This window comes from Variovorax sp. Sphag1AA (assembly GCF_014192575.1).
In the GTDB taxonomy this organism is placed as follows: domain Bacteria; phylum Pseudomonadota; class Gammaproteobacteria; order Burkholderiales; family Burkholderiaceae_C; genus Variovorax.
This window is the reverse complement of record NZ_JACHYC010000001.1, coordinates 49,331-72,594: the sequence shown is the minus strand read 5'-3', so window position 1 is coordinate 72,594 and position 23,264 is coordinate 49,331. Positions and strand designations below refer to the sequence as shown.

Below are 23,264 nucleotides of genomic sequence, written 5' to 3'. Positions count from 1 at the left end.
AATCGCAAATCTGCAACGAAAGCGTTACAAAAATCAGCTACTTCTTAGTGCAAAGGCGGTTTTGGCCATATCCGCAGCCCCCGATTGGTGCACGGCGCGGCACACGAATGGCGCGCCTTAAACTCGCCCGATGCCCTCCCGACCGAACCGAGCGCCGCGCATGATCGAGCGCGGCATCCTGTGCATCCTGATTGGTGCAGCCGTGTTGATTTCGCCGCAATTCCTGGAGTCGCAAACCTGGCGCGAGACCGTCGGCGGCGCCTATCTGGTCGGCTGGTTCGCCCTGGTTCTGGGGATTGCCTTGGTGGCGGTGGATCTCGTCGGGCGCTTCCGCTCGGGCGGCCGACGCTAGAACTGGCGGCGCTTCAGCGCCGTCCGCGAAGCCGCTTCACGCCCTCGACCACCGCCAGCACGATAGCGCCGGCGATCACGCCGACCACCGCATTGCCGAGCATCGAGGCCAGCGCGCCCCACGCCTGGATCGCGTGCCCGAGGGCCGGCACGCCATGCACGAGGATGCCCCCGCCCACGAGGAACATCGCGACCGTGCCGAGAACGGAAAGCGCCTTCATGAGCCAGGGCGCCGCGCCGACCATCGCGCGGCCCAGCGCCTGCAGGGCGGCGTTGTCGCGTTGGGCGAGGTAGAAGCCCATATCGTCGAGCCGCACGATGCCGGCGACCAGGCCATAGACGCCGATGGTCATCACGATCGCGATGCCCGCCAGGACGGTGAGTTGCGTCAGGAAAGGTTGCCCCTGCACCGTGCCAAGCGTGATCGCGATGATCTCCGCCGACAGAATGAAATCGGTGCGTATCGCGCCCTTGACCTTGGCCTTCTCGGCCGCGACCACGTCGATCGCCTCGTTGGCGATGGCCTGCTCGTGCCGCTCCGTCTCGATCGCGTGTTCGGCCTTGTGAAGGAACCGGTGCGCGAGCTTCTCGAAACCCTCGAAGCAAAGGAACGCGCCGCCCACCATCAGGAGCGGCGTGACCAGCCAGGGCAGCCACATCCCGATGATCAGGGCCGCCGGAACCAGGATCGCCTTGTTGACGAACGACCCCTTGCACACCGCCCAGACCACCGGCAGCTCGCGGCTGGCCCGCACGCCCGCGACCTGTTGCGCATTCAGCGCGAGATCGTCGCCCAGCACGCCCGCCGTCTTCTTGGCCGCTACCTTGGTGAGCACGGAGACATCGTCGAGCACCGTCGCGATGTCATCGAGGAGCAGCAGGAGGCTGGTGGCCATGTCTATTCTTCGCTGGAAACGGTTGACGAAACCCCGAGCCCCAGGGCGGGAGACACCGCGGAACCGGCTTCGCCGGGCCGCTGGTGTCGCCCCCGGTCGGGGGTGGAGAGCGACACGAAGTGCGCGAGCCTGGGGGCGAGCCTCAGACGCTGCGTTTCAGACGGATTTCCTCGATCTTCACGGTACCGATCGCGGTGGTCTTGGCGGTCTTCATCTCGCGCTTGAAGCCGGCGAGTTCGCAGAAGCGGATCGCGCGGTCGTTGCGCAGCGGCACCCAGATGGTGACGACGGTGCAGCCTTCTTCCTCGAGACCCTCGCGCGCGGCGTCCCAGAGCGCCACGCCGAGGCCCTTGTCCCAATGCTCGGGCCTGACGTAGATCGACCAGATCTCGCCGGTGGTCGACGGCGTCTTGGGGTCGCGCGAACGGTCGAAGCCGACGAAGCCGACCACTTCGCCGCCGAGCTCGACCACATGCACCTGCGGTTCGGCGTACTCGATCGCCTCTCGCCACTTGGCCTCGCGGGTGGCGGGCGTCAGCGCGCGCAGCTGGTCTTCGGGGAGGATGTCCGCGTAGGCGGCCTGTGCAGAGGCGGCATGGACTTCGGCGACGGCCTTGGCGTCGCGCAGGGTGGCGGGGCGAACTTCGAAATCGGACATGAATGCAGGGAAACGGAATCGGTAAAGGGGCGTATTGTCGCTGGCCGCGGAGCACCGGGGGCGGTCGCTAAACTGCGCGGGCATTACAGCCATGAAAGCGATCGTCCAACCCGGCGGCTTCCACTTCGACCTCGAAGCCGACCGCACCCTCCTCCAGTCCGCCGAAGCCGGCGGTATCGAGTTGCCCAGCTCGTGCCGCAACGGGACCTGCCGAACCTGCCTGTGCAAGCTGGTGTCGGGCCGCATCCGCTACCGAATCGAATGGCCCGGCGTCAGCGCCGAGGAAAAGGCCGAGGGCTGGATCCTGCCCTGCGTCGCGGAGCCTGAGGGCGACGTCACGCTCGACGTGCCCTACGCATTCGCCGTGTTCTAGGCTTCGTGCGCCCTCGTCAGGCGGTCGCGCTGCGCGAGCGACGGAAAGAGGCGGAACCAGCAGGCCGCCACGAGCACCGTGCCGATGCCTCCGGCCACCACCGAGCCGACCGGCCCGAGCAACGCGGCCGTCGCGCCCGATTCGAATTCGCCCAACTGGTTGCTTGCGCCGATGAAGATTGAATTCACCGCGCTCACCCGGCCACGCATCGCGTCGGGCGTCTCGAGCTGCACCAGCGTCTGCCGGATGACCACGTTGACCATGTCCGCACCGCCGGAGACCGCCAGCGCAACGAGCGAGACGGCAAAGGTGCGCGACAGCCCGAAGACGATCATGCAAACGCCGAACATCGCCACCGCCATCAGTAGCGTGCGCCCGATGCGACGCTCGACCGGGTGACGCGTGAGGTAGATCGACATGATCAGCGCGCCCACCGCCGGTGCGCCACGCAGCAGGCCCAAGCCCCACGGCCCGGTATGGAGGATGTCCTTCGCATAGATAGGCAGCAGCGCCACCGCGCCGCCGAGGAGTACCGCGAACAGGTCGAGCGACACCGCGCCGAGCACCGGCTTGCGCTTCCAGATGAACTCGACGCCAGCGAGCAGCGTCTTCGCGGTCACGGGCTCGCGCGGTGTGACGATGTAGCGGTACTTCAGTTGCAGCACCAGCGCGGACGCAAACACGAAGAACAGCAACGCGGCGCCATAGACCACGCCCATGCCTGCCACGAACAGCATCCCACCAAGGGCCGGCCCGCCGATGATCGCGCCCTGCATGCCGGCGGAACTGAAGGCCATCGCACGCGGCAGCATCACGGGCGACACCAGCAGCGGCGTCAACGCCTGCTGCGCCGGCATCTGGAAGGCACGTACCCCGCCGAGCACCAGCGAGAGCCCCAGCAGCAGCACGCGCGAATCCTTGCCGCCGTACACCGCAAGAAGAAGCACGAGCGCGACCGCACCTTGCACCGCGAAGCACGCAGCGACGATGCGACCCCGATGATGGTTGTCGACCACATGCCCTGCCCACAGCGCGAGTAGCAGAGCAGGCACGAACTGATAGAGCCCGACCAGCCCGAGATCCCACGCGCTGTGCGTGAGGTCGTACATGTGCCAACCGATCGCGACCAATAGCATCTGGCTCGCCGCCGTGCCACACAGGCGCGCGAACCACAGTCGCATGAAGGGCCGCTCGCGCGTCAGGTCTGAAAAACTGGAACTTCGATCGGGAGCGGCGGCAACGGACATCCGGGCGAGGATAGCCGAGCGACGCTCTTCTAGACTTAGCGCCCAATGAATGACCTGCAAGTGGTCCACGAGGACTCTCACCTGCTCGTGCTCGACAAGCCCGCCGGCCTGCTGTGCGTGCCCGGTCGCGGCGAAGACAAGCAGGACTGCCTGAGCGCACGCGCCCAGCGCCGTTGGCCTGATGCGCTGGTCGTGCACCGGCTCGACATGGCCACCAGCGGTCTCGTGCTGATGGCGCGGAGCCTCGAGATGCAGCGAGCGCTCGGCGACCTGTTCGCCGGGCGGCAAGTGAAGAAGCGCTACGAAGCCATCGTCGATGGATCGATGCCCGTGCGCGACGAGTGGTCGCTGATCGATGCACCCCTGATGGCCGACTGGCCGCGTCGCCCGCTGCAGAAGATCGATGCCGCCGGCAAGCCCAGCCAGACGCACTGGCGCGTGAAGCAGCTGCTACCCGAACGCAACGCGACGCATGTGTGGCTCGAGCCGCTCACCGGCCGCAGCCATCAGCTGCGTGTGCATCTGCTCTCCATCGGGCACCCGATCCTGGGCGATGCGCTCTACGGCACCGACGACATCCGCGCGCGTGCGCCACGGCTCTTGCTGCACGCGACGATGCTGGAGTTCGCCCATCCCATCGACGGGCGCATGTGCCGTTTCGAGAGTGCGCCGCCTTTCGGCTAGAACCGGCTAGAGCTCGCCCTTCACCACGAGCACCGGGCACTTCGCATCCTGCAGGACGCGCTGCGTCACGCTGCCGAGCAGCAGCTTCTCGATGCCGGTGCGGCCGTGCGAGCCCATCACGATCAGGTCCGCGCCGACCGCGATCGCCGTGTCGACGATGCCTTCGTGCACCACGTGGCCGTCGATGACGCGCTGGTCGCTATGAAGGCCTTCGGCCGCGAGCGCGGCGACGCCACGCGCGAGCGCTGCGTTGGCGCTGCTGGTAGCCGCGGCAAGGTATTCGTTCTGGCCGAGCGCGTAGTCCGCGCCCACGCCGATGAAGGGATAGTTGTCCACCACGTGTATGAGCGTGATGCGACTGCCGAATGCAAGCGCCAGCCCGCTGGCCTTGCTGACCGCCAGCATCGAGGTTTCGGAACCATCGATGGGCACCAGGATGTGATTGAACATGGCAGACCTCTTGAACAGAGAGTAGAGATTCCAGGTTCGCGGGCGAACCGGCCCCGAATGTACATCCAAGGCAAGGCTCCCGGATGTAGGACGTCTACTGTCTGCAGCGAGGCTCAATCACCCTGGAATTCGCCTGCCCGGCAGGTCACGACCAGCGTGTCGCGCCAGCCTCCTTCGCCTTCGATCAGCGGCTGGATCGGGGTCGACTCGTGGATCACGCGCGCGTCGTCGAGCAACAAGAGCGACCACGGCTCCGTCAACGTGAAGCGCTCGCCGCGCCGGCCTGCAGCCTCGAAGACACGCGTCTCGCCGCCCTTGATGTTGTGCCGTCCGACGAGCGCGACCGCCACGAGGTCCACGCCATCGCGATGCGCGCCTTCGGGCGTCGGGCGACCGATGCCGTCGGCGGTGTCGATGCGGAACTGGTGTGCCTCGACATACCAGCGCTGCACGCCGCGAAGACCGCTTGCCGCGTCGGCGAGCGCATGCATCAAGCGCTGCCAGGCGGGCTGCGCCACGGTGGCTTCCTGCATCGGCGCGAACCAGCGCTGCATGCCGCCGTGCAGCGCGTTGTATTCGACCGGTTGCCAGTGCGCGCGATGCGGCACTTGCACGACCTCGGCGCCATCGACAGTGAAGCAGGCATGACGCCGCGTGCGATAGCGGCCGCCGTCCTTCAGGTACTCGTCAGGTGGCAGGTGGAACCAGTCCGCGTGTAGCGCATCGAGGTCCGCGACCGGCACGCCAAGCCATTCGGACACACCCTCGGGACTCAACACGGCATAGCCGTCCTGGCGCAGCGTGGGGACGAGTCGGTCGGGCGGTGTGAATGGTGGACTGAAGGCCGAGCTCACTCGGTCACCTTCACGCCCTTCCAGAAGGCGACGCGGTCGCGCACCATCTCGGCTTCGGGCTTGGGGTCGGCGTAGTACCACACCGCATCGGGATTGAGTTCGCCATTGACCAGCAGCGAGTAATAGCTCGCGGTGCCCTTCCAGGGGCAGGTCGTCTTGTGATTGCTGAAGGTCACGTGCTCGCGGTTGAGCGACGCGGCCGGAAAGTAGTGGTTGCCTTCGACGAGCACGGTGTCGTCGCTTTCGGCGAGGGTGACGCCGTTCCAGGTTGCTTTCATTGAGGTGGCTCCAAGGCGCGATGCGCGCCGTTCAGACGGACGAAAGTAGCACATCGCAAACAGTGCGATGTGCCGCAGGGTTCCTAGCGTTGCTGCGGCGACGCCGTCGGTATCGCCCGGATCGCCAGCCGCGCACATTCGGCGAACCAGCTGGCTGCGGCATCGAGCCGGCTGTCCTTGCGCACCACGATGCCGATCGGCACCGTCGGCAGCGGCTCGTGCAATGCGATCTCTTGCGTCATGGGCATCAGCCACGACTGGGAAAGCATCGCCTGCGGCACCGGGGCGATCGCATCGCCCCTGGTGGAGAGAATCAGCGCCGCCATGGATGACGGGCATTCGATCACCTGCCGCGGCGTGGGAACCTGGTTGCGCATGAGCCATTGCCGCACCGCCTCGCTGATGCCGCCGCGCGATTCATCCAGCAGCCACACCGCGTCGCCCAGATCCGCAAGACGATGCGGACCCGGCCCGAAGCGGCCGGGCCGGCCGGACAACGCGATCGTCAGCCGCCCCAGCGGCTCGAAGGACAGATCGGCGCCGAGCACCTCGGGCAGGAGCGCGGTGATCGCCAGGTCGATCGTGCCATCGCGCAGCATCGGCAGCAGCTGCGACAGGAAGGCATCGCGGATGCCGAGCCGCGCGTCCGGATAACGCACCCGGAAGCGCTCCAGCGCGTCGGGCAGGCACAACACCGAGAAAGCCGGCGTCATCGCCGCGTTGACGCGCGGCGTGCCCTGCCCGCGCAGGCTCTGGATCGAGGCACGGGCCTCGTCCAGCTCGGCGAGGATCAGCTTGGCCCGCCGCAGCAGCTCCAGGCCGGCCGTGGTCAGCCGCACGCCCTGCGGGCTGCGATGCAGCAACCCAACCTGCAAGTCGAGTTCGAGTTCACGTAGCGATTTCGTCACTGCCGTCTGCGACAGCGCCAGCGAGCGTGCCGCGGCACGGATGGTGCCGTGCTCGGCCACGGCGACGAAGGCTCGCAACTGGTTGTTCTTCATGGTTCGTGTGAACACCAAATGTTTTCACGATGAAATCTTATCTCTACCACCTCTGGGGCCTCTCTTCCTACGATCCAGCCCGCAAGCGCACGGTGCGCCACAGCAAATCCCCAGGAGACAACCCGCATGCCTTCACAGACGTATTCGCCCTCGGCCGCCAGTGCGGCGCCACCCGATCCGGCCGCTGCCCGAGCCGCCCGCGCCGAAGACGCGGTCTACACCAAGGTCACTCGCCGACTGGTCGGCTTTCTGTTCATCTGCTTCGTCTTCGCCTTCCTCGACCGGATCAACGTCGGCTTCGCGAAGATGGGCATGCAGGCCGACCTCGGCTTCAGCGAGGCGGTCTTCGGGCTGGGCGCGGGCATCTTCTTCCTCAGCTACTTCGTGCTGGAAGTGCCAAGCAACATGATGCTGGCGCGCTTCGGCGCCCGGCGCTGGATCGCGCGCATCATGGTTTCGTGGGGCGTGCTTTCCGTGGCAACGCTCTTCGTGCAGACGCCGACGCAGTTCTATGTGCTGCGCGTCCTCCTCGGCGCGGCCGAGGCGGGCTTCTTCCCGGGCGTGATGCTGTACCTCACGCAGTGGTATCCGGCACAACGACGCAGCCGCGTCATCACCCTGTTCATGGCGGCCATTCCGGTGGCGAGCATCTTCGGCGGCCCGCTGTCGGGCTGGATCCTGCGTGCTTTCGACGGCCATCAGCATCTGTCGGCGTGGCAGTGGCTGTACCTGATCGAAGGCGTGCCCGCGGTGCTGCTCGGCGTGGTCACGCTCTGGTACCTGCCGGACACGATCGCGCACGCCAAGTGGCTCACGTCCGCCGAAAAGCAGATGCTGCAACAGCGCGTCGATGCCGACTCGCGGCATGCTGTCGCCCACCGCATGAGCGATGCGTTCAAGTCGCCGCTGGTGTGGCTGCTCGCGCTCATCAACTTCGCGTTCCTGGCAGGCATCACGCTGGCGTTCTGGCTGCCTTCGCTGCTGCGGGGCGCCGGCGTGAAAGACACGGTGCAGATCGGCTGGATGGTCGCAGTGCCCTACGCCGTAGCCATCGTCGGCATGCTGGTGCTCGGCCGCACGTCGGACGCCACCGGCGAGCGCCGCTGGCACACCGCGCTGCCGGGCCTGCTGTGCGCGGCCGGCATCGCGGCCATGCCATGGGCGCTGCACGATCCGGCGCTGCTCCTGCTGACCTGCACGGTCGCCATCGGCGGCAACGTGGTCGCCAACGCGCTGTACTGGAACCTGCCCACGGCCGTGCTGACCGGCGCGGCCGCCACGGTCGGCATCGCCTTCATCAACGCCTTCGGCCAGATCGCCGGCTTCGCGAGTCCGTCGCTGTTCGGCTGGCTCTTCACCACCACCGGCAGCGCGACGCTGGGCCTAAGCATTCTGGCCGCCTGCATTGCCGCGGGCAGCCTCGCGACCCTTGCGGTGCCGGCACGGCTGGTCGATCGCTGATCGCTACGAATCAACAGGAACGAAAGACATGCCGATGAAACACGCCGACTACCTCCGGCACGACGGCCTCGCGCTCGCACAGATGGTGCGTCACCGCGATGTCAGCTCCAGCGAGCTCCTCGAAGCTGCGATCGCGCAGATGGAGCGCGTGCAACCGCAGATCAACGCGGTCTGCTGGCCCGAACTGGACACCGCGCGCGAAGCCGCCGCAGGCCCCGCGCGTCCCGAGGGCAGCTTCGCGGGTGTGCCGATGCTGCTCAAGGATGTGGCGCTGGCCGCACGCGGTTTCCAGCTCACCCATGGCTCTCGTCTGTTTGAGGGCGTGCGCAGCGAGCAGGACAGCGAACTGGCAGCCCGGCTGCGCAGCGCTGGCTTCAACTTCTTCGGACGCACCACCACGCCGGAGTTCGGCGCCAACTGCACGAGCGAGGCGCTCGTCTACGGCGAGCCCACACGCAACCCGTGGAACCTCGCGCACTCGGCGGGCGGCTCGTCCGGCGGCGCAGCGGCGGCGGTCGCGGCCGGCATCCTGCCGGTGGCGCACGGCTCCGACGGCGGCGGCTCGATTCGCATCCCGGCGTCGTGCTGCGGGCTTTTCGGTCTCAAGCCGACGCGCATGCGCAATCCGATGGGCCCGGTCAACGGCGAAGGCTGGGGCGGACTCGGTGTCGAGCACGTCATCTCGCGCTCGGTGCGCGACTCCGCCGCAGTGCTCGACGCCACGCACGGCGCCGACACCGGTGCGCCCTACGCCGCGCCACACTTCGACGGCAGCTATCTGCAATTGCTCGACCGCGACCCGTCGGCGCTGCGCATCGGACTGATCACCGACTCGCCCTCCGGCGAACCCGTGCATGCGGACTGCGTCGCCGCAGCCGTCGATGCAGCCGCGCTGTGCGAGCAGCTGGGCCACCATGTCGAACCCACACGACTTCCGGACCTGGACTTCGACGGATTCACACGCGCGATGCAACTCGCCGTCGCGGCCGGGACCGCCCAGGCCGTACGTGCCGGCTGCGCGATGAAAGGCATCCGCCCCAGCCTCGACCAACTGGAGACATCGATCTTCACCGCGGTGGACTTCGCACTGCGTCACTCTGCCGTCGACTACGCCGACGCCATCGCGCGCATGCATGGCATCGGGCGCCGGCTGGGCGCCTTCATGGCTGACTACGACGTGCTGCTGACACCCACGCTCACCACACCGCCCGCCTTGATCGGTCGCTATGCAGCCAACCGCGACTACGTGACCCACCGGACCGACACCCTGCGCTACACCGCCTTCCTGCCCTACTTCAATGCCAGCGGGCAACCGGCGATGTCGGTGCCGCTGCACTGGAACGCGGATGGCCTGCCGATCGGCGTGCAGTTCGCTGCGGCGGTTGGACGCGAAGACCTGCTGTTCGCACTCGCTGCTCAACTGGAGCGCGCGAGGCCCTGGTTCGATCGCATCAGCCCGACGGCGCGCGGAGACTGACGGCCACGCTCACTCGGGCTGCGCGTCGAGCACCGCCGCACGACGACGCTCGCGTTCGTCGTGCAGCATGTACAGCCCGGAGCCGACAAGCAGCGCGATGCCGGCCCATGCCGATCCGCCCGGCACCTCGTCCCAGATCGCATAGCCCAGGAGCGTGGCAAAGAGAACCGCCGTGTAGCGGAACGGCGCCGTGAGCGACACCTCCCCAGCGCGCATGCATTGCACCAGCAGGAAGTAGCCCGAAGCGAGGAACGCCGCCGCGACACCCAGCAGAGCCAGCTCGCGCAGCGCGAAGGGCTTCCAGCCACTCGCCACCGTCAGCGCCCCGGACAGCAGGGTCACCGCTAACGCGGTGGCGAGCGTGATGATGATCGACGGGATCGCCGGATCGATGCGACGGGTCATCAGGTCGCGCGTAGCGTGAAACAGCGTGCCGAGCAGGCACAGCAGCGCCCAGCCGTTGAAGCCGTCTCCACTGGGGCGCACGATGCACACCACGCCGACAAAGCCCAGCACCACGGCGATCCAGCGCGCCCTGCCCGCGCGCTCGCCGAGAAAGAGCACCGCGAACACCGTCATGAAGAGCGGTGCCGCGAGGTTGATGGCCGTCGCGTTGGCGATCGGCAGCTGGAACAGCGACACCAGGTACAGCATCGTCGCGCAGGCATCGATCGCACCGCGAAGCGCCACGCGCGGATGCAGCACCGCACCGATCTGCCGCAACGCTCCCAGCCGATAGGCGACCAGCAGAACGAGCACCGTCGCGATCACGCCGCGCACAAAGATGAGCTGTGCCGAAGGCATCGACTGGCTCACGTGCTTGACCGTCGCGTCGTTGAACACGAAGCAGCCCATGGCGCCGACCATGGTGGCGACGGCGCGGCCGCTGGCGTGAGACGAAGACCGGGAGGCGAGAGGCTGCGAAGTCATGTGTGCGAAATGGTGCAGGAAGCGCCCGATCATGCCGCGCCGCGCCAAGCCTGGGCAGTCTGTATCGGCGTGAAACGCTTCTACCTGGACCGCCTCGCACGTCACCACAATGACTCTTCTCCTCGCGACGATGGAGCGATCATGAAGACGATGAGAGCTGCGGTGAACTTGGACGACGCGCCCTCATGACGCCCGATGGCTGGCTCTGGGGAACGGTAGCCACGGACGTGGCCGTTGCCTCCTATGCCGATGGCGATGCGCTGACGGTGCGCCAGCGGCAGCGTCTCGGGCGATTGCTGGCTTCCGCGAAGGCGCACTCGCCGTTCTATGGCCGCCTGCTTGAAAACTGCGACTGCGACCACGCTCATCTGCATGAGATACCGGTCGTCCACAAGACCGAGCTGATGCATCGCTTCGACGAGTGGGTCACCGATCCGGCGATCCGTCTCGACGAATTGCGCCGCTTCGTGGCGGACCGCCACCGCATCGCCGAGCCCTACCTCGGCAGCTACCTGGTCTGGGAGAGCTCCGGCAGCAGCGGCGAGCCCGGCATCTTCGTGCAGGACGATCTCGCCCTAGCCGTCTTCGACGCGCTCGAAGCGATACGCCGGCCGATGCTTCGGCCCGCGCGGCGCCTCTTCGACCCATGGGGCTGGGGCGAGCAGATTGCCTTCGTCGGCGCGACCGAGGGCCACTTCGCGAGCACGGTGTCGATCGAGCGGCTTCGGCGGCTCAACCCGGCGCTGGCACAACGATTGCGCTGCATCTCGTTCATGCAGCCGGCGGAAGCCATCGTCAGGGCGATCGACGCGATGGCCCCGAGCGTCATCGCAACCTATCCGAGCGCTGCAGTCATGCTGGCCGAAGAACGTCTGCATGGACGAATGCGCACGACGCCCCGCGAGGTGTGGACCGGGGGCGAAAACCTGTGTCCCGCAAAGCGCGCGTACATCCAGAGCGCTTTCCATTGCGCATTGGCCGACAGCTATGGCGCCTCCGAATTCCTGTCCCTAGCGTTCGAATGCGAAAAGGGCTCGCTGCACCTCAACAGCGACTGGGCCATCCTGGAAGCGGTGGATGAGCATCAGCGACCGGTGCCGCGCGGCGAGACCGGTGCGACGGTGCTGCTGACCAACCTGGCCAACCACCTGCAGCCGCTCATCCGCTACGACCTCGGCGATCGCGTTTCCTTGCACGCACATGGCTGTGCTTGCGGATCGCGACTACCCGTCGTCGAAGTGGAAGGCCGCTGCGAAGACACGCTTCGCATCGAGGGCGACGGTGCTGCCTCCGTTCAACTGCTTCCGCTCGCGCTAAGCACCGCAATCGAAGATGGCGCAGGCCTCTTCGATTTCCAATTGGTGCAGCAGGGACCGCGTGACCTGCTGATGCGCACCGGACTGCAGGGCGGCGAGGCGGAGCTGGCGCTGCACAAGGCGCACCGTGCGCTGAGCGAATTCCTGCGCACGCAGGGTGTCACCGGCGTGCACATCGAATGCCGCGCGGGCGAGCCCGGCCGCGCAGGTCGCAGCGGCAAGGTGCCGCGCGTGGTCGCCGCCGAGCCCTGACCCGCCGCAGCTCAGCCCCGACGCGCCGCCTCGATGGTTGCGATGTCGATCTTCTTCATCTGCATCATCGCGTCGAACGCGCGCTTGGCCGCCGCGGGGTCCGGGTCGGCGATGGCTTCCATGAGGGCGCGCGGCGTGATCTGCCACGACAGGCCCCACTTGTCCTTGCACCAGCCGCAGGCACTTTCCTCGCCGCCGTTGCTGACGATTGCGTTCCACAGCCGGTCGGTTTCGGCCTGGTCCTCTGTCGAGACCTGGAACGAGAAGGCCTCGGTGTGCTTGAACGCCGGGCCTCCGTTCAGGCCGAGGCACGGAATGCCCATGACGGTGAATTCAACAGTCAGCACATTGCCCTTCTTGCCGTCGGGATAGTCGCCGGGTGCGTGATACACGGACTTCACGGCGCTGTCCGGGAACGTCTTAGCGTAGAACTGTGCGGCTTCGAGGGCGGTGCCGTCATACCAGAGGCAGATCGTGTTCTTGTTGGCCAATTGCTTTCTCCTGTTCGGTTTCAAATGACAACGAAGTGGATTCGCAAAGAGTCGTCAGGGGGCTGCGAATCATGGCCCCGGTCCTCCTCCTACAGGAAACCCGACAAGACGATGACATCCGGGCCGCCCGTCCTGCTGAGATGCTTTTCTGCACAGCATCAGGAGAGCAAATTGGACATCGAACCCACCACCGCCACTACCACCATTCCCCCTTTGACCGACGCTGATGTTGCGGCGCTCGAGGCGACCGCCCCGCTGGCTTCCGACGCGAACCTGCCGCACGGGCTGAAGCACACGCTCGACACCTACGCGGCGCGCACCAAGGCAAACATCGCGGAGCAGCCTGTGCGCGCGACGCTGATCGCAGCTGCCGGCGGCGCGGCCTTGATGATGTGTGCCATGCGGATGTTTCATTCGTCGCACCAGGGGACCGTGCAGTGACAAAGGCCCTCCGACGACTTGTGTCCGATCGGAGGGCCTTCGCGGTCCCTTATTACCTTTGGGGTCTTGCCGAGTCCGTGGAAGCAAATTAACCCGGCTTTCGCGGCCGGCAACTCGGCAAGCGACGAAATTCGTTGCCGGAATGCGCCTACCCCCGCCCGTTGCCACTTGCCTGCCGTGGTGCTTGAATAGCTGCCCTGCCCCTTCACCCCACAGGAGGATGTCATGGCATACGAGGCCCGATATGTCTTCAGACCGAATCCGGGTGCCGATCTCGGCGCTGTCATGGAAGCGATACAGCACGGCGCGGCGCTCTGGAAGCGGCACGGCGCGACCAATGCCAAGCTGTGGGTTGTCGCCGCTGGCGAGATGGGCAACTACGTGCTCGAACTGCGCTTCGACAATGCCACCGAATACGCCAAGGTGACCGACCCGCTTTCGGCCGATCCGGACTTCAGGAAGTGGCAGGCCTCCAATGTTCAGGCGGGTGCGTTCACCTGGGTGCGCAGCAATCTCATGCGTGAACTGCCGCTCGCGTGACCCTGGCGGCCCACGAGCAGCGCCTGGCGCAGTCCGACGCGCTGCGGTTTGCTTTTGCCCTTGCGTGCGTCGAGCGGGTTCGTCACCTGCTCGAGGATGAGCCTGTCATTCGCTGCCTCGATACGCTGGGTGCCTACGTTGCAGGCCAGGTAAATCGAGACGTGCTCGATCGTGCCGCATCCGACGCAGGCGCGCTGGCCAATCACCACCAGGGCTCGCGTTCACTCGATGGCGTGGGCCACGCGGCCGTGTCGGCAAGCTATGCGGTGGCCAACGCCCTGGCTGGCCGGGCAATTCAGGCAGCCGACTACGCGGCCTATGCAGTCGTCTACGGTGAAGGCGGATATGGCGCCGTCGGCGACCCGGAGTCGTTCGTGCCGGAGAAATCCTGGCAGCTCGCGACGCTGGAGCGGCTGGCGAGCGATCAAAACAAATTACTGGAACGCTAGCTGGGTCGCCAATAGCACGCCGCCCACCACTTGCGAGCCCTGCACCGACACCATTGCGCAAAGCCCGCATTGCCCGCTGCAAACCGATCGGCTAACGTCGCGCGCTCGTCAACGTGCGGAGCAACCACCATGGCGGTCCTTCCCCAAACCGGTATCCGTGATCTGGACGACCTGCGGCGCTTCGAGAACGAAATGGCGCTGGAGGAGCGCCTGCCCGAGCGCAGCGTCCTCGACGTCTTCATCGACCGCGCGAAGGTCCAGCCCGATCGCACCGCAATCACGATGCTGATGACCGGTGCACCCGACGAAGAGCCCCGACGCGTCAGCTACCGCGAACTGCTCGGGCTGGTGCGTCGCGCCGCCAACCTGTTCGCCACCCTCGCCGGTCCGCGCCCGGGCGTCGCCTACATGCTGCCGAGCCTGGTCGAGACCCACGCGACGCTGTGGGGTGCCGAGACCGCGGGCTATGCGGTCCCCATCAATTTCCTGCTGCAGCCGGAACACATCGCGGGACTGCTGAAAGCCTCCGGCGCCCGCATCCTCGTCGCGCTCGGTCCGCACCCGGTACTGGACATCTGGCAAAAGGCGCTGGCCCTGCGCGAGTCGGTGCCCGGGCTGCAACTGGTGCGCGTGGCGCCTCCCGGCATCCCGGTCGAGCCGGAAGTGATCGACTTTCACAGCGCTTTGCTGGCGCAGCCCGAAGACCGGCTCGTGTTCGGCGATCCGGGTCGAGACGGGGACATCGCGGCCTACTTCCACACGGGCGGCACGACCGGCGCACCCAAGCTCGTGGCGCACACCCACCGCAGCCAGCTCGTGGCGGCGCTGGGCGGGGCGGTCCTGGGCGACCTGCGACCGACCGATACGCTCACCGCCACCCTGCCGCTGTTCCATGTCGGCGGAACCATCTTCTGTGGATTGAGCGGGTTCATGGCGGGGATCGGCCTGCTGGTCATGTCGCCCGGCGGCCTGCGAAACCCGGCGATGGTGCAAGGCTACTGGCGACTGGCAGCGCGCTACGGGGCAACGCTGGTGGGTGCGGTGCCCACTTCCATCGGCGCCGTGCTGGAAGTGCCGCTTGACGGCGCGGACCTCAGCGCCGTGCGCGCCGGATTCAGTGGCGCCGCCTCGCTGCCATCGGCCGTGAGAGAACGCTTCAGGCAAGTCGTCGGCCTCGGCCTGTTCGAGGTGTACGGGATGACGGAAGCCTCCGGCCTGATTGCGATCGATCCGGTTGCCGGCGAGGGCGGCGCAGGCTCGGTCGGCTGGGCCCTGCCCTACACGCGCGTAGAAGTCCGGCGGCTGGAAGCCAGCGGTCGGCTCGGCCCGGTTTGCGCGCCTGGCGAGATCGGCGTCATCACCGCCCGGGGGCCGCATATCTCGCCCGGCTATCGCAACCCTGAACATGACGCGGGCGTCTTCGACGACGGAACGCTCAACAGCGGCGACCTTGGCTATACCGACGCGCGCGGTCGCATCTACATCGCCGGCCGCGCCAAGGACCTGATCATCCGCAGCGGCCACAACATCGACCCCTTGATGATCGAGAACGCAATGGCAGCGCACCCCGCAGTGGCATTGGCCGCCGCCGTGGCGATGCCGGACGCCTATGCCGGCGAACTGCCCGTGTGCTACGTGGCGCTGAAACCCGGCGCCACCGCGACGGAAGAAGAGCTTCGGGAACACGCCGAGCAAACGATCGGCGAACGTCCCGCATGGCCGAAGCAGATCTGCATAGTCGCCGCCATCCCGCTCACATCCGTCGGCAAGATCTACAAGCCGCAGTTGCGCTGCGACGCGGCCTCGCGCCTGGTGACGCACATCGTCCACGATCGGCTCGGGCTTCGCGACGCGCAGATCCGTGTCGATGAAGGCGGGCGAAGAGGCATGCGAGTGACGGTAGGTCTTCCCAATGCGGCCCAATCGGCAGCGCCAGCCGTCGAGGAAGCACTGGCGGCCTTTCTGTTCGAGACGCAGGTGACAGTCGGCTGATCAGCGCCCCTGCGGAGCGATGTGCTCCGCCAGGTAGGCCGCATCCTCGTCCGCGCCAAACAGGAAGCCCGACTTCCATTTGTGCAGCCAGGGCAGCCCCAGAAAGAACAGACCGGCTTCGGACGTCACTCCACGTTCGTGCACGGGCGCCCTCTTTGACTCAGGCGACTGGCCGAAGACCGGCAGATCGATCCAGCTGAAATCAGCATGCGCACCGTTGGCCCAGATCACCGACCTGATCCCCTCCCGAGCGAGATCGAGTGTGCGGATGGGTGCATCGAGCTCAGGTGGATCCGGCAACGGTTCATCCGGCGAATCCTCGGGCGGCAGGTCCAGTTGCTGGACGAGAACCGTGTCGTCGCAACGGCTGTTGAACGCAAGCAGCGATTCATCGCCACGGGCGATGCTGGCGGCAAGATCGTCGGCGATGTCGAGCCTGCCGTTCTCCGCGGCCTTGACGCGCCCCGTCAGAACGACACCTTCGGCCGCCAGCCGGCGAAGGTCGATGTCATGCCCACCATTCACGCCGGTCATCAAGCGGGACAGGCGCGCGCCCCTCCACTCGCGAAGCGTTGAATCGGCGGAGCCCGTCGCGATCAGCCACCAGATGCAATCCTTGCCGCGATAGCGCCGCCGGATCCGCTCGTGCGAGCTGACGGAAAGGAACACGCGCCGTCCTGCGCGGCACAACTCCTCGGCAATCTGCACGCCTGAGTTCCCGCTGCCGACCACGAGCACGGCGCCGTCGGGCAGTTGCATCGGATTGCGGTACAGGGTCGAGTGGAGCTCGAACACACCCGCGCCAAGCGGCGGCGTTGCGCGCGGCACCTGGTACGGGCCGGTGGCCACCACGACGCTGTTGGCCACATACAGAATGCCGTCCGTCTGCACCAGCAAATCTCGCGACCCCGTCCTGCGTGCAAGTGAGAGCGCTGCGCAGTGGGTGCGCACGGGAGCGCGAATGACCGCCGCATAGCGCTCGAGGTAGTCGGTCACCTCGCGCAAAGGCGAAAAGGCATCGGGGTCTGCTCCGGGTTCGACCGTCATGCGCGGCCAACCTGGAAGATTCATGTTCCAGTTGGGTGACTGGAAGTGAAGCGAATCCCAACGTTCGCTGCGCCAGCGTTCCGCAAGCGCGCCTCGCTCGAGCACGAGGTGTTCGTGGCCCAGGCGTCCCAGGTAGTAGCTCATCGCCAGACCTGCCTGGCCACCGCGGATCACGATGGTTTCGACACGCTCAGTGGACATCGCGAGTTCCTCCAGCGCAGGTGCCATGCATGGCATGGCTTTCCGGGTCTCCCTCGATGCAAGCGCGGAATATGCGATGGCCATGGACCGCGGTCAACCCCGGAGAGCCGCCCGGGCGCCCCGTTGCTGTACGGTTGCGGCATGGAAACCACTGCACTCTCGCCCATCCTCGACGTTGCGGACTTGCGCTTCGCCCACCCGGGACAGCCACCACTCGCGGCCGGATGGAGCACGCGCATCGGCGCCGGCGTCACGCTGTTGTACGGCGACACGGGCACCGGAAAGTCGACTCTCCTTCGCGTGCTTGCAGGCCAGTTGGCCGCCCAGGGCCGCCTCAACCTAGCAGGTGCACACCTCGACCGCGAGCGCGACGCCTATCAACGAAACGTCTTCTTCTGCGACCCGGACACCGACGCGTTCCACAAAGTCACCGCGCTTGAATGCGCCACGTCGCTCAACGCTGGCGATGCGCGCTTCAGCGAAGCCAGGTGGCGAACCTTTGTCGAGGGCTTCTCCTTGACCCCGCATCTCGCCAAGCCGATGTACATGCTGTCCACCGGATCGAGGCGCAAGGCCCTGCTGGCGGCTGCGCTCGCATCAGGACGGCCCCTCATCTTGCTCGATGAACCCACGGCCGCACTCGACGCCGCATCGATTCGTTTCCTGTGGCGCGAACTCGCCACCCTTGCCGAACAGCCCGATCAGGCCATCGTCGTCGCAAGCGCCGCGCAAATCGATTCGGTGCCGCTTGCCGGTTTGATCGAGCTGCCGCTTCGATGACGGCTTCAGGGAAGGCGTGATCGCGCGCGTTTGACGAGCAGCGCAATCAGCACCGTCGCGGCTGCCGAACCCGTGAGGCCGCCCGACGAAAGCAACAGTTGCGCCAGACCATCGACGGTCTCCACGCTGACCTGCTGCGCGTGCTGCACCAGTGCAATGACGTCGGTGGTGTGCACGTTCTGGATGTCCTCGAGCCGCACATGCGGGTCCTGCCCGGCATTGCGAAACCGGATCTTGGCGAAGATGCCGTTGGCAATGGCGACCAGCGACAACACGCCCAGGGGCCGCATCAGCGCTTCGACAAGGCTGCAGCGCTCGCTCGGGGGCGCCTCTTCGAAAACCTCTGCGACGAGGATCGGGATGGCCGTTTCCGAGCCGAGTTCAGCAGCCGCTTGAGGGTCGGCGATGGATGGCGATGGAGGATTTGCCATGCGTTAGCTCCCGTTCAGCTTTCATTCGAGCCCTCCATCGTGGGCTCGCCAGATGGCATTCTGATGAACGGAAGGTAAAGCCCGGTGACTTTACGTCTGCCGAGTCAACGCACGAGGCGTCGGCTTCAGATGCAAACGCTTGATGACGCGATCGAGCAGTTCAAAGGCAGGCGCAAAGATGAACTCGTCGAAGGCTTCATGCCGCAGCCGCCGAACTTCGCGCTCCAGCGTGGCGCGCGCGGCAGGGTCATCAAGATAGGCCCGGTAAGTCAGCTCTTTCATGGCGGCTCCTCCTGGTGGTTCGATCCGATGCGCAAAGTTAGGCCAATACCGCCAACATTGCGTCATCGGAAGCAATGACTCGAACCACCCCGCCTGCGCAAGCTAAAGTGCCAACCCCGATTCATCGAACATGAGACGCCGCCGATTCACCTCATTGCTCGGAGGGACTGCGCTCGCATCTCTCGCCGGCCTGCCTGCGCACGCGGACGCGCCGGAACGCTGTGGAGTTCCCGACGACCGAAACGATGGCTGGACAGTTGCCACGATCGACGACGACAAGCTCATCGACCGCGGTGCGCTCTGTCGCATGACTGACCAGCTTGCGGCTTCGGGAGCCAACATCCATTCGGTACTCGTCGCTCGCGAAGGAAGGCTGGTGTTCGAGCGCTACCTCAGCGGCATCGACGAAGTGCCGAGCTTCTTCTTCCGCCGTCGTGAGTCGAACGTCACCTTCGACGCCGATACCTTGCACGACGTGAAGTCGGTTTCAAAGAGCGTCGCTTCGCTTGCCGTCGGAATCGCGATCGACCGGGGGTTGATACGCAGCATCGACGAACCGATCTTCAGCTTCTTCCCCGAACTGTCGGACCTGCGCACGCCGGAGAAGGATCGGATCCTGCTGCGGCATGCGCTCGGCATGACGATGGGGCTGGAATGGATCGAGGCGACTCCGTCAGCCTCAGGACTTGCCAACGACGAGGTGCGCATGCGCCTGGCGGACGATCCCTGTCGCTACGTCCTCAGCCGTGCGGTGGTCTCGCCGGCCGGAGAAGCGTTTCACTACAACACCGGTGCGCTCGCGCTGGTGTCGGCCGTCGTTCACAAAGCCACAGGACAGCCCCTCGACGAATTCGCGCGCGCGAACCTCTTCAAACCTCTGGGCATCGCCGGTGGAGATTGGACGCGGTACCGAGGGGAAACCGACGCAGGAGGCGGATTGCGCTTGCGTCCGCGCGAAATGGCCAAGATCGGGCAACTCGTCCTGTGGAGCGGTCGTTGGAACGATCGCCAGATTGTTTCCAAGGACTGGATCGAAACCTCGACGACCTCGAAGATCGAGGCGACGGACGATCAACGCTACGGGTACCTCTGGTGGCTCGGTAGATCCCGGGCCGGCCGTCGCGAGGTCGAATGGATTGGGGCGCTGGGCCGAGGAGGCCAGTCGATTCGCATCGTCCCGGCGCTTGATCTGGTCGTCGTGGTGACCGCCGGGTACTACCAGGACTACAGCCCGCACGCGTTCCAGGTGCAGTTCAACGTGTTCAGGGATGTCCTGCGAGCCACGTTGCCTCGGGCTTGACGCGGTTCGAGCCGACGGCGCTTGCCAAAATCACAGACCATGAACATTCAGCAAGCGCACCCGTCAGATGCACCAGCAATTGCATCCGTCCTGCATGAGGCGGCCCAATGGCTGGCCGGCGACGGAAGAGGCCTTTGGTCAGCAACCGAAATCAGCCCTGAACGCGTTCTACGCGACACAAGCGCCGGACTCTTCCACGTCGCGCGCGACGGCGAGCAACTCGCTGGCGTCATGAAGTTCGAATTGGAGGACGCCCATTTCTGGCCTGAGATTCAGCCGGGGACCTCGGCCTTCGTTCACAAGCTCGCCGTACGCCGAGCGTGGGCGAAGAAAGGGGTCTCGACCGAGTTGCTGTCATATGCGCGAACCCGAGCGCGGCAACTCGGGCGCGGTCACCTTCGCCTGGACTGCGTCGCGGACCGCCAAGGGCTGCGGAATCTCTACGAAGACTTCGGATTCACGCTGCACGGCGTCGTCCAGATCGGGACCACTTCGTATGCGCGGTATCAAGTTTCGACGGCAATGCCGCAGGAGTGAGCAACATGAAGGCAGAACAACGCGATGTGCTCATCGACACATTGAAGTTGCGGTTCGAGCAAAACATGCACAGGCACACCGGCGTCGCATGGGCTGATGTCCATGAGCGCTTGCGCGGCAATCCCGACAAGCTGAGGTCGCTCTACGTGATGGAAGAAACCGGAGGCGAACCCGATGTCATTGGCGTAGCTGACGATGGCGGCGGCTACCTCTTCTGCGATTGCACCGCCGAGAGCCCGAAGGGACGCAGGAGCCTGTGCTACGACGGGGAAGCGTTGAATTCACGGAAACAGCACAAGCCGGAAAGCAGCGCCATCGACATTGCTGCAGAGATAGGCGTCTCGTTGCTGACGGAGGCGCAATATCGCGCGCTTCAGCAGCTCGGGGAGTTCGATACGAAGACGTCCAGCTGGATAGCGACACCACCCGATGTCAGAGCGCTCGGTGGCGCCCTGTTTTGCGACCGACGTTACGGCAAGGTCTTCGTGTATCACAACGGGGCTGAGTCCTACTATGCCGCGCGAGGATTCAGAGGGTGCGTGCGCGTCTGAGCCAAGCCCCTGAAAAGGGTCGAACCCGTTCGGCAATATTCACGTAGACAAGCACCCATCGCCAGCCTAGACTCTTCCGCATCAGTCACATTGAACGCATTCATCGTGTCCAAGCGCCTGTCGATTTCGAGCTTTCGCACCTTCGTTGCCTTTAAGCAGCGCGGGCGAATTATGTGGGGCAGTTAGCCCGCTCATTTCGCCAGACGCCCCCTTCAAAGGCAACGAGTTCACCTCGTTGCCTTTTTGCTTTCTTGGACCTGAATCATGTTCAATCTCAACTCCTTGATGCGGTTGCTTCTGCTCCGACGAGTTCACCCGGGCCAGACTTGCAACCTTTCGTCGTGGCCAGCACTGGTGGCTTTCATCTGCTGTTCCTGCGTTGCCGGCTGCGACCTCACACCCAACGTCCTCTTCGTGGCAGATGGAAGCCCGCTTCGCCTTTTGCAATTGACCGATGCGCCCGGCGAGTGCCCTGCCCCGCGTCGGGTTTGCTTTCTGGCGAACTGGAATGGGGAGGTAGCCTCTGGTTGCTGGGTACGCGATGAGGCCAACGTCCGGGTCATCCTTTCCGATGAAGAGCGAACTGTGCCGGTTATCGATTTCCGACCAACTGCGTACGCAGAACATCGACATGCAGCCTTGAACTAGGAGTGGCCGTCCGCTGCGTACACTCGCCCTCGTCTGTTTCGTCAGCCCGAAGGATGACCCGGAATGCGCCGACTCGCCAAGCCTCAAGACATTGATGCCGTTTTCTCGATCTATACGCACAAGAAGGTGGCGCCCTTCCTGACTTACGAGCCGATGTCGCTCGACGAGTTCAAGGGCATCTATCAAGAGCTTCTCGACAGCGGTTGCTTCTACGTGTGGGAAGTTGAAGGCGCACTTGCTGGCTTCTACAAGGCGAGCCGTTATCCGGGGCGAGTGCAGCATGTCGCCTTGCTTGGAACCTTGGCAGTCGACCCGCGATGCCATGGGCAAGGAGTCGGACACGCCATGCTCACTGATGCGATTGAGCGACTCAAGGCGGATGGTGTCAGGCGCATTGAGCTATATGCCGAGAGCGACAACGCGCAAGCACTGCGCTTCTACCGGAAGCTGGGTTTCGAACACGAAGGCACGTTGCGCCAGTTCTACAAGCGGGCGGAGGAGCCACACTTCGTTGACGAGTACGTGCTCGGATTGCTGGTTTGTTGAATCGCGACCGACTGAGCAGGAGATTCCAAGTGGACATTACGCAGTTCATGGACGGCTACAAGGCGGCTTGGGAGCAGCGCGACGAATCCATGTTTGCCGCGCTCTTCGCGCCCGACGGCCGGTATCACAACACGCCGTTTGCGGTGCAGCGAGGAACAAGCCAGTTGGCGGAGTACTGGAAACGGGTCAAGCTCCAGGAAGACATCCACGTGACGTATCAGGTGCTCGTCAATGAAGCGGGCTTTGGCATTGCCCATTGGCACGTCACGTACCAGGTGGCGTCCGAAGAACTCTTCCAGATCTGGGCCCAGTCGACAGGCACGAACCTCGTCGCCCGCAAACCGGGCGACCCTCTCCCGCGGATGGTCCTTGACGGGGTCATACATGCCACCTTCTCTGGCGACGTTTGCTCCGAGGCGCGCATCTGGTGGCACAGCATGCCTGACAGTGCGCCGGCCAATCTGCCCGGCGCGGAGGACTGAAGAGACGCGGTGGCCCGCGCACCTCAGCGGCAAAATCTCCCAATGCACGAAGCTTCACCACACCCCCCTCAGCCGCGAAATCCGCTACACGGCGTGACGCTGGAGGCCATCGTTCGTGCACTGGAAGCTCGCTACGGATGGGCCGGCCTTGCAGAGCGGATACCGGTGCGCTGTTTCTCGCATGACCCCAGCGTCAAGTCCAGCCTGAAATTTCTGCGAAAGACGCCCTGGGCTCGAGAGAAAGTCGAAGGGCTCTATCTGTTCATGCTTCGGGAAGAGCGGCGAATGCAGCAGCGTCCGCCCGCCTGAGACCGAGGC

At 65.5% G+C, this 23,264-nt stretch carries 30 protein-coding genes; 17 read left to right on the top strand and 13 right to left on the bottom strand.

Going from position 1 to position 23,264, the window contains the following annotated elements; translation table 11 throughout:
* Positions 1-160 precede the first annotated feature (160 nt).
* Entirely contained in the window at positions 161-352 is a 192-nt protein-coding gene (locus FHW64_RS00430) for a hypothetical protein (protein ID WP_260303589.1), read from the top strand.
* A gap of 13 nt (positions 353-365) precedes the next feature.
* Here FHW64_RS00430 and FHW64_RS00425 read toward each other — a convergent pair whose 3' ends face one another.
* A complete protein-coding gene (locus tag FHW64_RS00425; RefSeq protein ID WP_184521879.1) occupies positions 366-1,247 on the bottom strand; it encodes a DUF808 domain-containing protein in 882 nt (293 codons plus the stop codon).
* Between the two features lie 142 nt (positions 1,248-1,389).
* Positions 1,390-1,905 carry a GNAT family N-acetyltransferase gene (locus FHW64_RS00420; RefSeq protein ID WP_184521876.1) on the bottom strand — a complete coding sequence of 172 codons (516 nt, stop codon included), beginning with the start codon at positions 1,903-1,905 and terminating at the stop codon, positions 1,390-1,392.
* 91 nt (positions 1,906-1,996) lie between these two features.
* Here FHW64_RS00420 and FHW64_RS00415 point away from each other — a divergent pair, with 91 nt between their 5' ends.
* Entirely contained in the window at positions 1,997-2,278 is a 282-nt protein-coding gene (locus FHW64_RS00415; RefSeq protein WP_184521873.1) for a 2Fe-2S iron-sulfur cluster-binding protein, read from the top strand.
* Here the strand turns inward: FHW64_RS00415 and FHW64_RS00410 are convergent.
* On the bottom strand, positions 2,275-3,459 hold the full coding sequence (locus FHW64_RS00410; RefSeq protein ID WP_409350583.1) for an MFS transporter: 1,185 nt from the start codon (positions 3,457-3,459) through the stop codon (positions 2,275-2,277). The two genes, FHW64_RS00415 and FHW64_RS00410, sit on opposite strands and share 4 nt — an antisense overlap.
* 111 nt (positions 3,460-3,570) lie before the next feature.
* Between FHW64_RS00410 and FHW64_RS00405 the strand changes: the two genes are divergently transcribed.
* The gene (locus FHW64_RS00405) at positions 3,571-4,209 is read left to right on the top strand and encodes an RluA family pseudouridine synthase (protein ID WP_184521868.1); all 639 of its coding nucleotides are present in this window, start codon (positions 3,571-3,573) and stop codon (positions 4,207-4,209) included.
* 6 nt (positions 4,210-4,215) lie between these two features.
* Here FHW64_RS00405 and FHW64_RS00400 read toward each other — a convergent pair whose 3' ends face one another.
* The 4 genes from FHW64_RS00400 to FHW64_RS00385 all read right to left on the bottom strand — a co-directional run bounded on the left by FHW64_RS00400 (position 4,216) and on the right by FHW64_RS00385 (position 6,807).
* Positions 4,216-4,659: a universal stress protein gene (locus FHW64_RS00400; RefSeq protein WP_184521865.1), complete on the bottom strand. Its 444-nt coding sequence runs from the start codon at positions 4,657-4,659 to the stop codon at positions 4,216-4,218.
* A gap of 113 nt (positions 4,660-4,772) precedes the next feature.
* Positions 4,773-5,513, bottom strand: a complete 741-nt coding sequence (locus FHW64_RS00395; RefSeq protein WP_184521862.1) for a 2OG-Fe dioxygenase family protein — start codon at positions 5,511-5,513, stop codon at positions 4,773-4,775.
* Positions 5,510-5,791 (bottom strand): DUF427 domain-containing protein, encoded by a 282-nt coding sequence (locus tag FHW64_RS00390; protein WP_184521859.1) that lies wholly within the window; start codon positions 5,789-5,791, stop codon positions 5,510-5,512. The genes FHW64_RS00395 and FHW64_RS00390 overlap by 4 nt, the downstream gene beginning before the upstream one ends.
* An 83-nt stretch (positions 5,792-5,874) precedes the next feature.
* Positions 5,875-6,807, bottom strand: a complete 933-nt coding sequence (locus tag FHW64_RS00385; RefSeq protein ID WP_184521855.1) for a LysR substrate-binding domain-containing protein — start codon at positions 6,805-6,807, stop codon at positions 5,875-5,877.
* Positions 6,808-6,918: 111 nt separating this feature from the next.
* On the opposite strand from FHW64_RS00385, the gene FHW64_RS00380 reads away from it, so the two are divergent.
* Together FHW64_RS00380 and FHW64_RS00375 are read left to right on the top strand one after the other, a co-directional pair.
* Positions 6,919-8,253: an MFS transporter gene (locus FHW64_RS00380; RefSeq protein WP_184521853.1), complete on the top strand. Its 1,335-nt coding sequence runs from the start codon at positions 6,919-6,921 to the stop codon at positions 8,251-8,253.
* Positions 8,254-8,281: 28 nt separating this feature from the next.
* The gene (locus tag FHW64_RS00375) at positions 8,282-9,730 is read left to right on the top strand and encodes an amidase (protein ID WP_184521850.1); all 1,449 of its coding nucleotides are present in this window, start codon (positions 8,282-8,284) and stop codon (positions 9,728-9,730) included.
* Positions 9,731-9,739: 9 nt separating this feature from the next.
* Here the strand turns inward: FHW64_RS00375 and FHW64_RS00370 are convergent, their stop codons facing one another.
* Positions 9,740-10,660, bottom strand: coding sequence for a DMT family transporter (locus FHW64_RS00370; RefSeq protein WP_184521847.1), 921 nt, complete (start codon positions 10,658-10,660; stop codon positions 9,740-9,742).
* A gap of 185 nt (positions 10,661-10,845) precedes the next feature.
* Between FHW64_RS00370 and FHW64_RS00365 the strand changes: the two genes are divergently transcribed.
* A complete protein-coding gene (locus FHW64_RS00365) occupies positions 10,846-12,228 on the top strand; it encodes a phenylacetate--CoA ligase family protein (protein ID WP_184521844.1) in 1,383 nt (460 codons plus the stop codon).
* An 11-nt stretch (positions 12,229-12,239) separates the two neighbouring features.
* On the opposite strand, the gene FHW64_RS00360 is transcribed toward FHW64_RS00365, so the two are convergent.
* Entirely contained in the window at positions 12,240-12,719 is a 480-nt protein-coding gene (locus tag FHW64_RS00360; protein ID WP_184521841.1) for a VOC family protein, read from the bottom strand.
* Between the two features lie 171 nt (positions 12,720-12,890).
* On the opposite strand from FHW64_RS00360, the gene FHW64_RS00355 reads away from it, so the two are divergent.
* The 4 genes from FHW64_RS00355 to FHW64_RS00340 all read left to right on the top strand — a co-directional run bounded on the left by FHW64_RS00355 (position 12,891) and on the right by FHW64_RS00340 (position 16,141).
* Positions 12,891-13,160 carry a hypothetical protein gene (locus tag FHW64_RS00355; protein WP_184521838.1) on the top strand — a complete coding sequence of 90 codons (270 nt, stop codon included), beginning with the start codon at positions 12,891-12,893 and terminating at the stop codon, positions 13,158-13,160.
* Between the two features lie 225 nt (positions 13,161-13,385).
* Positions 13,386-13,700 carry a hypothetical protein gene (locus FHW64_RS00350; protein ID WP_184521835.1) on the top strand — a complete coding sequence of 105 codons (315 nt, stop codon included), beginning with the start codon at positions 13,386-13,388 and terminating at the stop codon, positions 13,698-13,700.
* On the top strand, positions 13,697-14,149 hold the full coding sequence (locus FHW64_RS00345) for a putative immunity protein (RefSeq protein WP_184521833.1): 453 nt from the start codon (positions 13,697-13,699) through the stop codon (positions 14,147-14,149). Before FHW64_RS00350 ends, FHW64_RS00345 begins: the two co-directional genes overlap by 4 nt.
* A 129-nt stretch (positions 14,150-14,278) precedes the next feature.
* Positions 14,279-16,141 carry an AMP-binding protein gene (locus FHW64_RS00340; RefSeq protein ID WP_184521830.1) on the top strand — a complete coding sequence of 621 codons (1,863 nt, stop codon included), beginning with the start codon at positions 14,279-14,281 and terminating at the stop codon, positions 16,139-16,141.
* On the opposite strand, the gene FHW64_RS00335 is transcribed toward FHW64_RS00340, so the two are convergent.
* The gene (locus FHW64_RS00335; RefSeq protein ID WP_184521827.1) at positions 16,142-17,389 is read right to left on the bottom strand and encodes an NAD(P)-binding domain-containing protein; all 1,248 of its coding nucleotides are present in this window, start codon (positions 17,387-17,389) and stop codon (positions 16,142-16,144) included.
* Positions 17,390-17,530: 141 nt separating this feature from the next.
* Between FHW64_RS00335 and FHW64_RS00330 the strand changes: the two genes are divergently transcribed.
* Positions 17,531-18,169, top strand: a complete 639-nt coding sequence (locus tag FHW64_RS00330; RefSeq protein WP_184521824.1) for an ATP-binding cassette domain-containing protein — start codon at positions 17,531-17,533, stop codon at positions 18,167-18,169.
* 5 nt (positions 18,170-18,174) lie between these two features.
* Here FHW64_RS00330 and FHW64_RS00325 read toward each other — a convergent pair whose 3' ends face one another.
* Both FHW64_RS00325 and FHW64_RS00320 read right to left on the bottom strand, forming a co-directional pair.
* The gene (locus tag FHW64_RS00325) at positions 18,175-18,600 is read right to left on the bottom strand and encodes a hypothetical protein (protein ID WP_184521822.1); all 426 of its coding nucleotides are present in this window, start codon (positions 18,598-18,600) and stop codon (positions 18,175-18,177) included.
* Between the two features lie 90 nt (positions 18,601-18,690).
* Positions 18,691-18,882, bottom strand: a complete 192-nt coding sequence (locus FHW64_RS00320; protein ID WP_184521820.1) for a hypothetical protein — start codon at positions 18,880-18,882, stop codon at positions 18,691-18,693.
* A gap of 130 nt (positions 18,883-19,012) precedes the next feature.
* Between FHW64_RS00320 and FHW64_RS00315 the strand changes: the two genes are divergently transcribed.
* From FHW64_RS00315 to FHW64_RS00305, 3 genes are read left to right on the top strand one after another with little or no spacing between them, the layout of a single operon-like run.
* A complete protein-coding gene (locus FHW64_RS00315; RefSeq protein WP_184521817.1) occupies positions 19,013-20,182 on the top strand; it encodes a serine hydrolase in 1,170 nt (389 codons plus the stop codon).
* A 39-nt stretch (positions 20,183-20,221) separates the two neighbouring features.
* Positions 20,222-20,719 (top strand): GNAT family N-acetyltransferase, encoded by a 498-nt coding sequence (locus tag FHW64_RS00310; protein ID WP_184521814.1) that lies wholly within the window; start codon positions 20,222-20,224, stop codon positions 20,717-20,719.
* Positions 20,720-20,724: 5 nt separating this feature from the next.
* Positions 20,725-21,270, top strand: coding sequence for a DUF4256 domain-containing protein (locus FHW64_RS00305; RefSeq protein WP_184521811.1), 546 nt, complete (start codon positions 20,725-20,727; stop codon positions 21,268-21,270).
* Between the two features lie 81 nt (positions 21,271-21,351).
* Here the strand turns inward: FHW64_RS00305 and FHW64_RS00300 are convergent, their stop codons facing one another.
* Positions 21,352-21,903: a hypothetical protein gene (locus FHW64_RS00300; protein ID WP_184521808.1), complete on the bottom strand. Its 552-nt coding sequence runs from the start codon at positions 21,901-21,903 to the stop codon at positions 21,352-21,354.
* Positions 21,904-21,981: 78 nt separating this feature from the next.
* On the opposite strand from FHW64_RS00300, the gene FHW64_RS00295 reads away from it, so the two are divergent.
* The 3 genes from FHW64_RS00295 to FHW64_RS00285 are packed head-to-tail and all read left to right on the top strand — an operon-like array spanning position 21,982 to position 23,255.
* Positions 21,982-22,464, top strand: coding sequence for a GNAT family N-acetyltransferase (locus FHW64_RS00295; RefSeq protein ID WP_184521805.1), 483 nt, complete (start codon positions 21,982-21,984; stop codon positions 22,462-22,464).
* Between the two features lie 47 nt (positions 22,465-22,511).
* Positions 22,512-22,946, top strand: a complete 435-nt coding sequence (locus FHW64_RS00290) for a nuclear transport factor 2 family protein (RefSeq protein ID WP_221210187.1) — start codon at positions 22,512-22,514, stop codon at positions 22,944-22,946.
* Between the two features lie 42 nt (positions 22,947-22,988).
* Positions 22,989-23,255, top strand: coding sequence for a VF530 family DNA-binding protein (locus FHW64_RS00285; protein ID WP_184524137.1), 267 nt, complete (start codon positions 22,989-22,991; stop codon positions 23,253-23,255).
* The last annotated feature ends 9 nt before the right edge of the window (positions 23,256-23,264 follow it).

What these genes read in the sequence shown, in the direction of transcription:
- FHW64_RS00430 (WP_260303589.1), top strand. Translation starts at nt 161, where the DNA reads ATGATCGAGCGCGGCATCCTGTGCATCCTGATTGGTGCAGCCGTGTTG.
- FHW64_RS00425 (WP_184521879.1), bottom strand. Translation starts at nt 1,247, where the DNA reads ATGGCCACCAGCCTCCTGCTGCTCCTCGATGACATCGCGACGGTGCTC.
- FHW64_RS00420 (WP_184521876.1), bottom strand. Translation starts at nt 1,905, where the DNA reads ATGTCCGATTTCGAAGTTCGCCCCGCCACCCTGCGCGACGCCAAGGCC.
- FHW64_RS00415 (WP_184521873.1), top strand. Translation starts at nt 1,997, where the DNA reads ATGAAAGCGATCGTCCAACCCGGCGGCTTCCACTTCGACCTCGAAGCC.
- FHW64_RS00410 (WP_409350583.1), bottom strand. Translation starts at nt 3,459, where the DNA reads ATGCGACTGTGGTTCGCGCGCCTGTGTGGCACGGCGGCGAGCCAGATG.
- FHW64_RS00405 (WP_184521868.1), top strand. Translation starts at nt 3,571, where the DNA reads ATGAATGACCTGCAAGTGGTCCACGAGGACTCTCACCTGCTCGTGCTC.
- FHW64_RS00400 (WP_184521865.1), bottom strand. Translation starts at nt 4,659, where the DNA reads ATGTTCAATCACATCCTGGTGCCCATCGATGGTTCCGAAACCTCGATG.
- FHW64_RS00390 (WP_184521859.1), bottom strand. Translation starts at nt 5,791, where the DNA reads ATGAAAGCAACCTGGAACGGCGTCACCCTCGCCGAAAGCGACGACACC.
- FHW64_RS00380 (WP_184521853.1), top strand. Translation starts at nt 6,919, where the DNA reads ATGCCTTCACAGACGTATTCGCCCTCGGCCGCCAGTGCGGCGCCACCC.
- FHW64_RS00375 (WP_184521850.1), top strand. Translation starts at nt 8,282, where the DNA reads ATGCCGATGAAACACGCCGACTACCTCCGGCACGACGGCCTCGCGCTC.
- FHW64_RS00370 (WP_184521847.1), bottom strand. Translation starts at nt 10,660, where the DNA reads ATGACTTCGCAGCCTCTCGCCTCCCGGTCTTCGTCTCACGCCAGCGGC.
- FHW64_RS00365 (WP_184521844.1), top strand. Translation starts at nt 10,846, where the DNA reads ATGACGCCCGATGGCTGGCTCTGGGGAACGGTAGCCACGGACGTGGCC.
- FHW64_RS00350 (WP_184521835.1), top strand. Translation starts at nt 13,386, where the DNA reads ATGGCATACGAGGCCCGATATGTCTTCAGACCGAATCCGGGTGCCGAT.
- FHW64_RS00340 (WP_184521830.1), top strand. Translation starts at nt 14,279, where the DNA reads ATGGCGGTCCTTCCCCAAACCGGTATCCGTGATCTGGACGACCTGCGG.
- FHW64_RS00335 (WP_184521827.1), bottom strand. Translation starts at nt 17,389, where the DNA reads ATGTCCACTGAGCGTGTCGAAACCATCGTGATCCGCGGTGGCCAGGCA.
- FHW64_RS00330 (WP_184521824.1), top strand. Translation starts at nt 17,531, where the DNA reads ATGGAAACCACTGCACTCTCGCCCATCCTCGACGTTGCGGACTTGCGC.
- FHW64_RS00325 (WP_184521822.1), bottom strand. Translation starts at nt 18,600, where the DNA reads ATGGCAAATCCTCCATCGCCATCCATCGCCGACCCTCAAGCGGCTGCT.
- FHW64_RS00320 (WP_184521820.1), bottom strand. Translation starts at nt 18,882, where the DNA reads ATGAAAGAGCTGACTTACCGGGCCTATCTTGATGACCCTGCCGCGCGC.
- FHW64_RS00315 (WP_184521817.1), top strand. Translation starts at nt 19,013, where the DNA reads ATGAGACGCCGCCGATTCACCTCATTGCTCGGAGGGACTGCGCTCGCA.
- FHW64_RS00310 (WP_184521814.1), top strand. Translation starts at nt 20,222, where the DNA reads ATGAACATTCAGCAAGCGCACCCGTCAGATGCACCAGCAATTGCATCC.
- FHW64_RS00305 (WP_184521811.1), top strand. Translation starts at nt 20,725, where the DNA reads ATGAAGGCAGAACAACGCGATGTGCTCATCGACACATTGAAGTTGCGG.
- FHW64_RS00300 (WP_184521808.1), bottom strand. Translation starts at nt 21,903, where the DNA reads ATGTCGATGTTCTGCGTACGCAGTTGGTCGGAAATCGATAACCGGCAC.
- FHW64_RS00295 (WP_184521805.1), top strand. Translation starts at nt 21,982, where the DNA reads ATGCGCCGACTCGCCAAGCCTCAAGACATTGATGCCGTTTTCTCGATC.
- FHW64_RS00290 (WP_221210187.1), top strand. Translation starts at nt 22,512, where the DNA reads ATGGACGGCTACAAGGCGGCTTGGGAGCAGCGCGACGAATCCATGTTT.
- FHW64_RS00285 (WP_184524137.1), top strand. Translation starts at nt 22,989, where the DNA reads ATGCACGAAGCTTCACCACACCCCCCTCAGCCGCGAAATCCGCTACAC.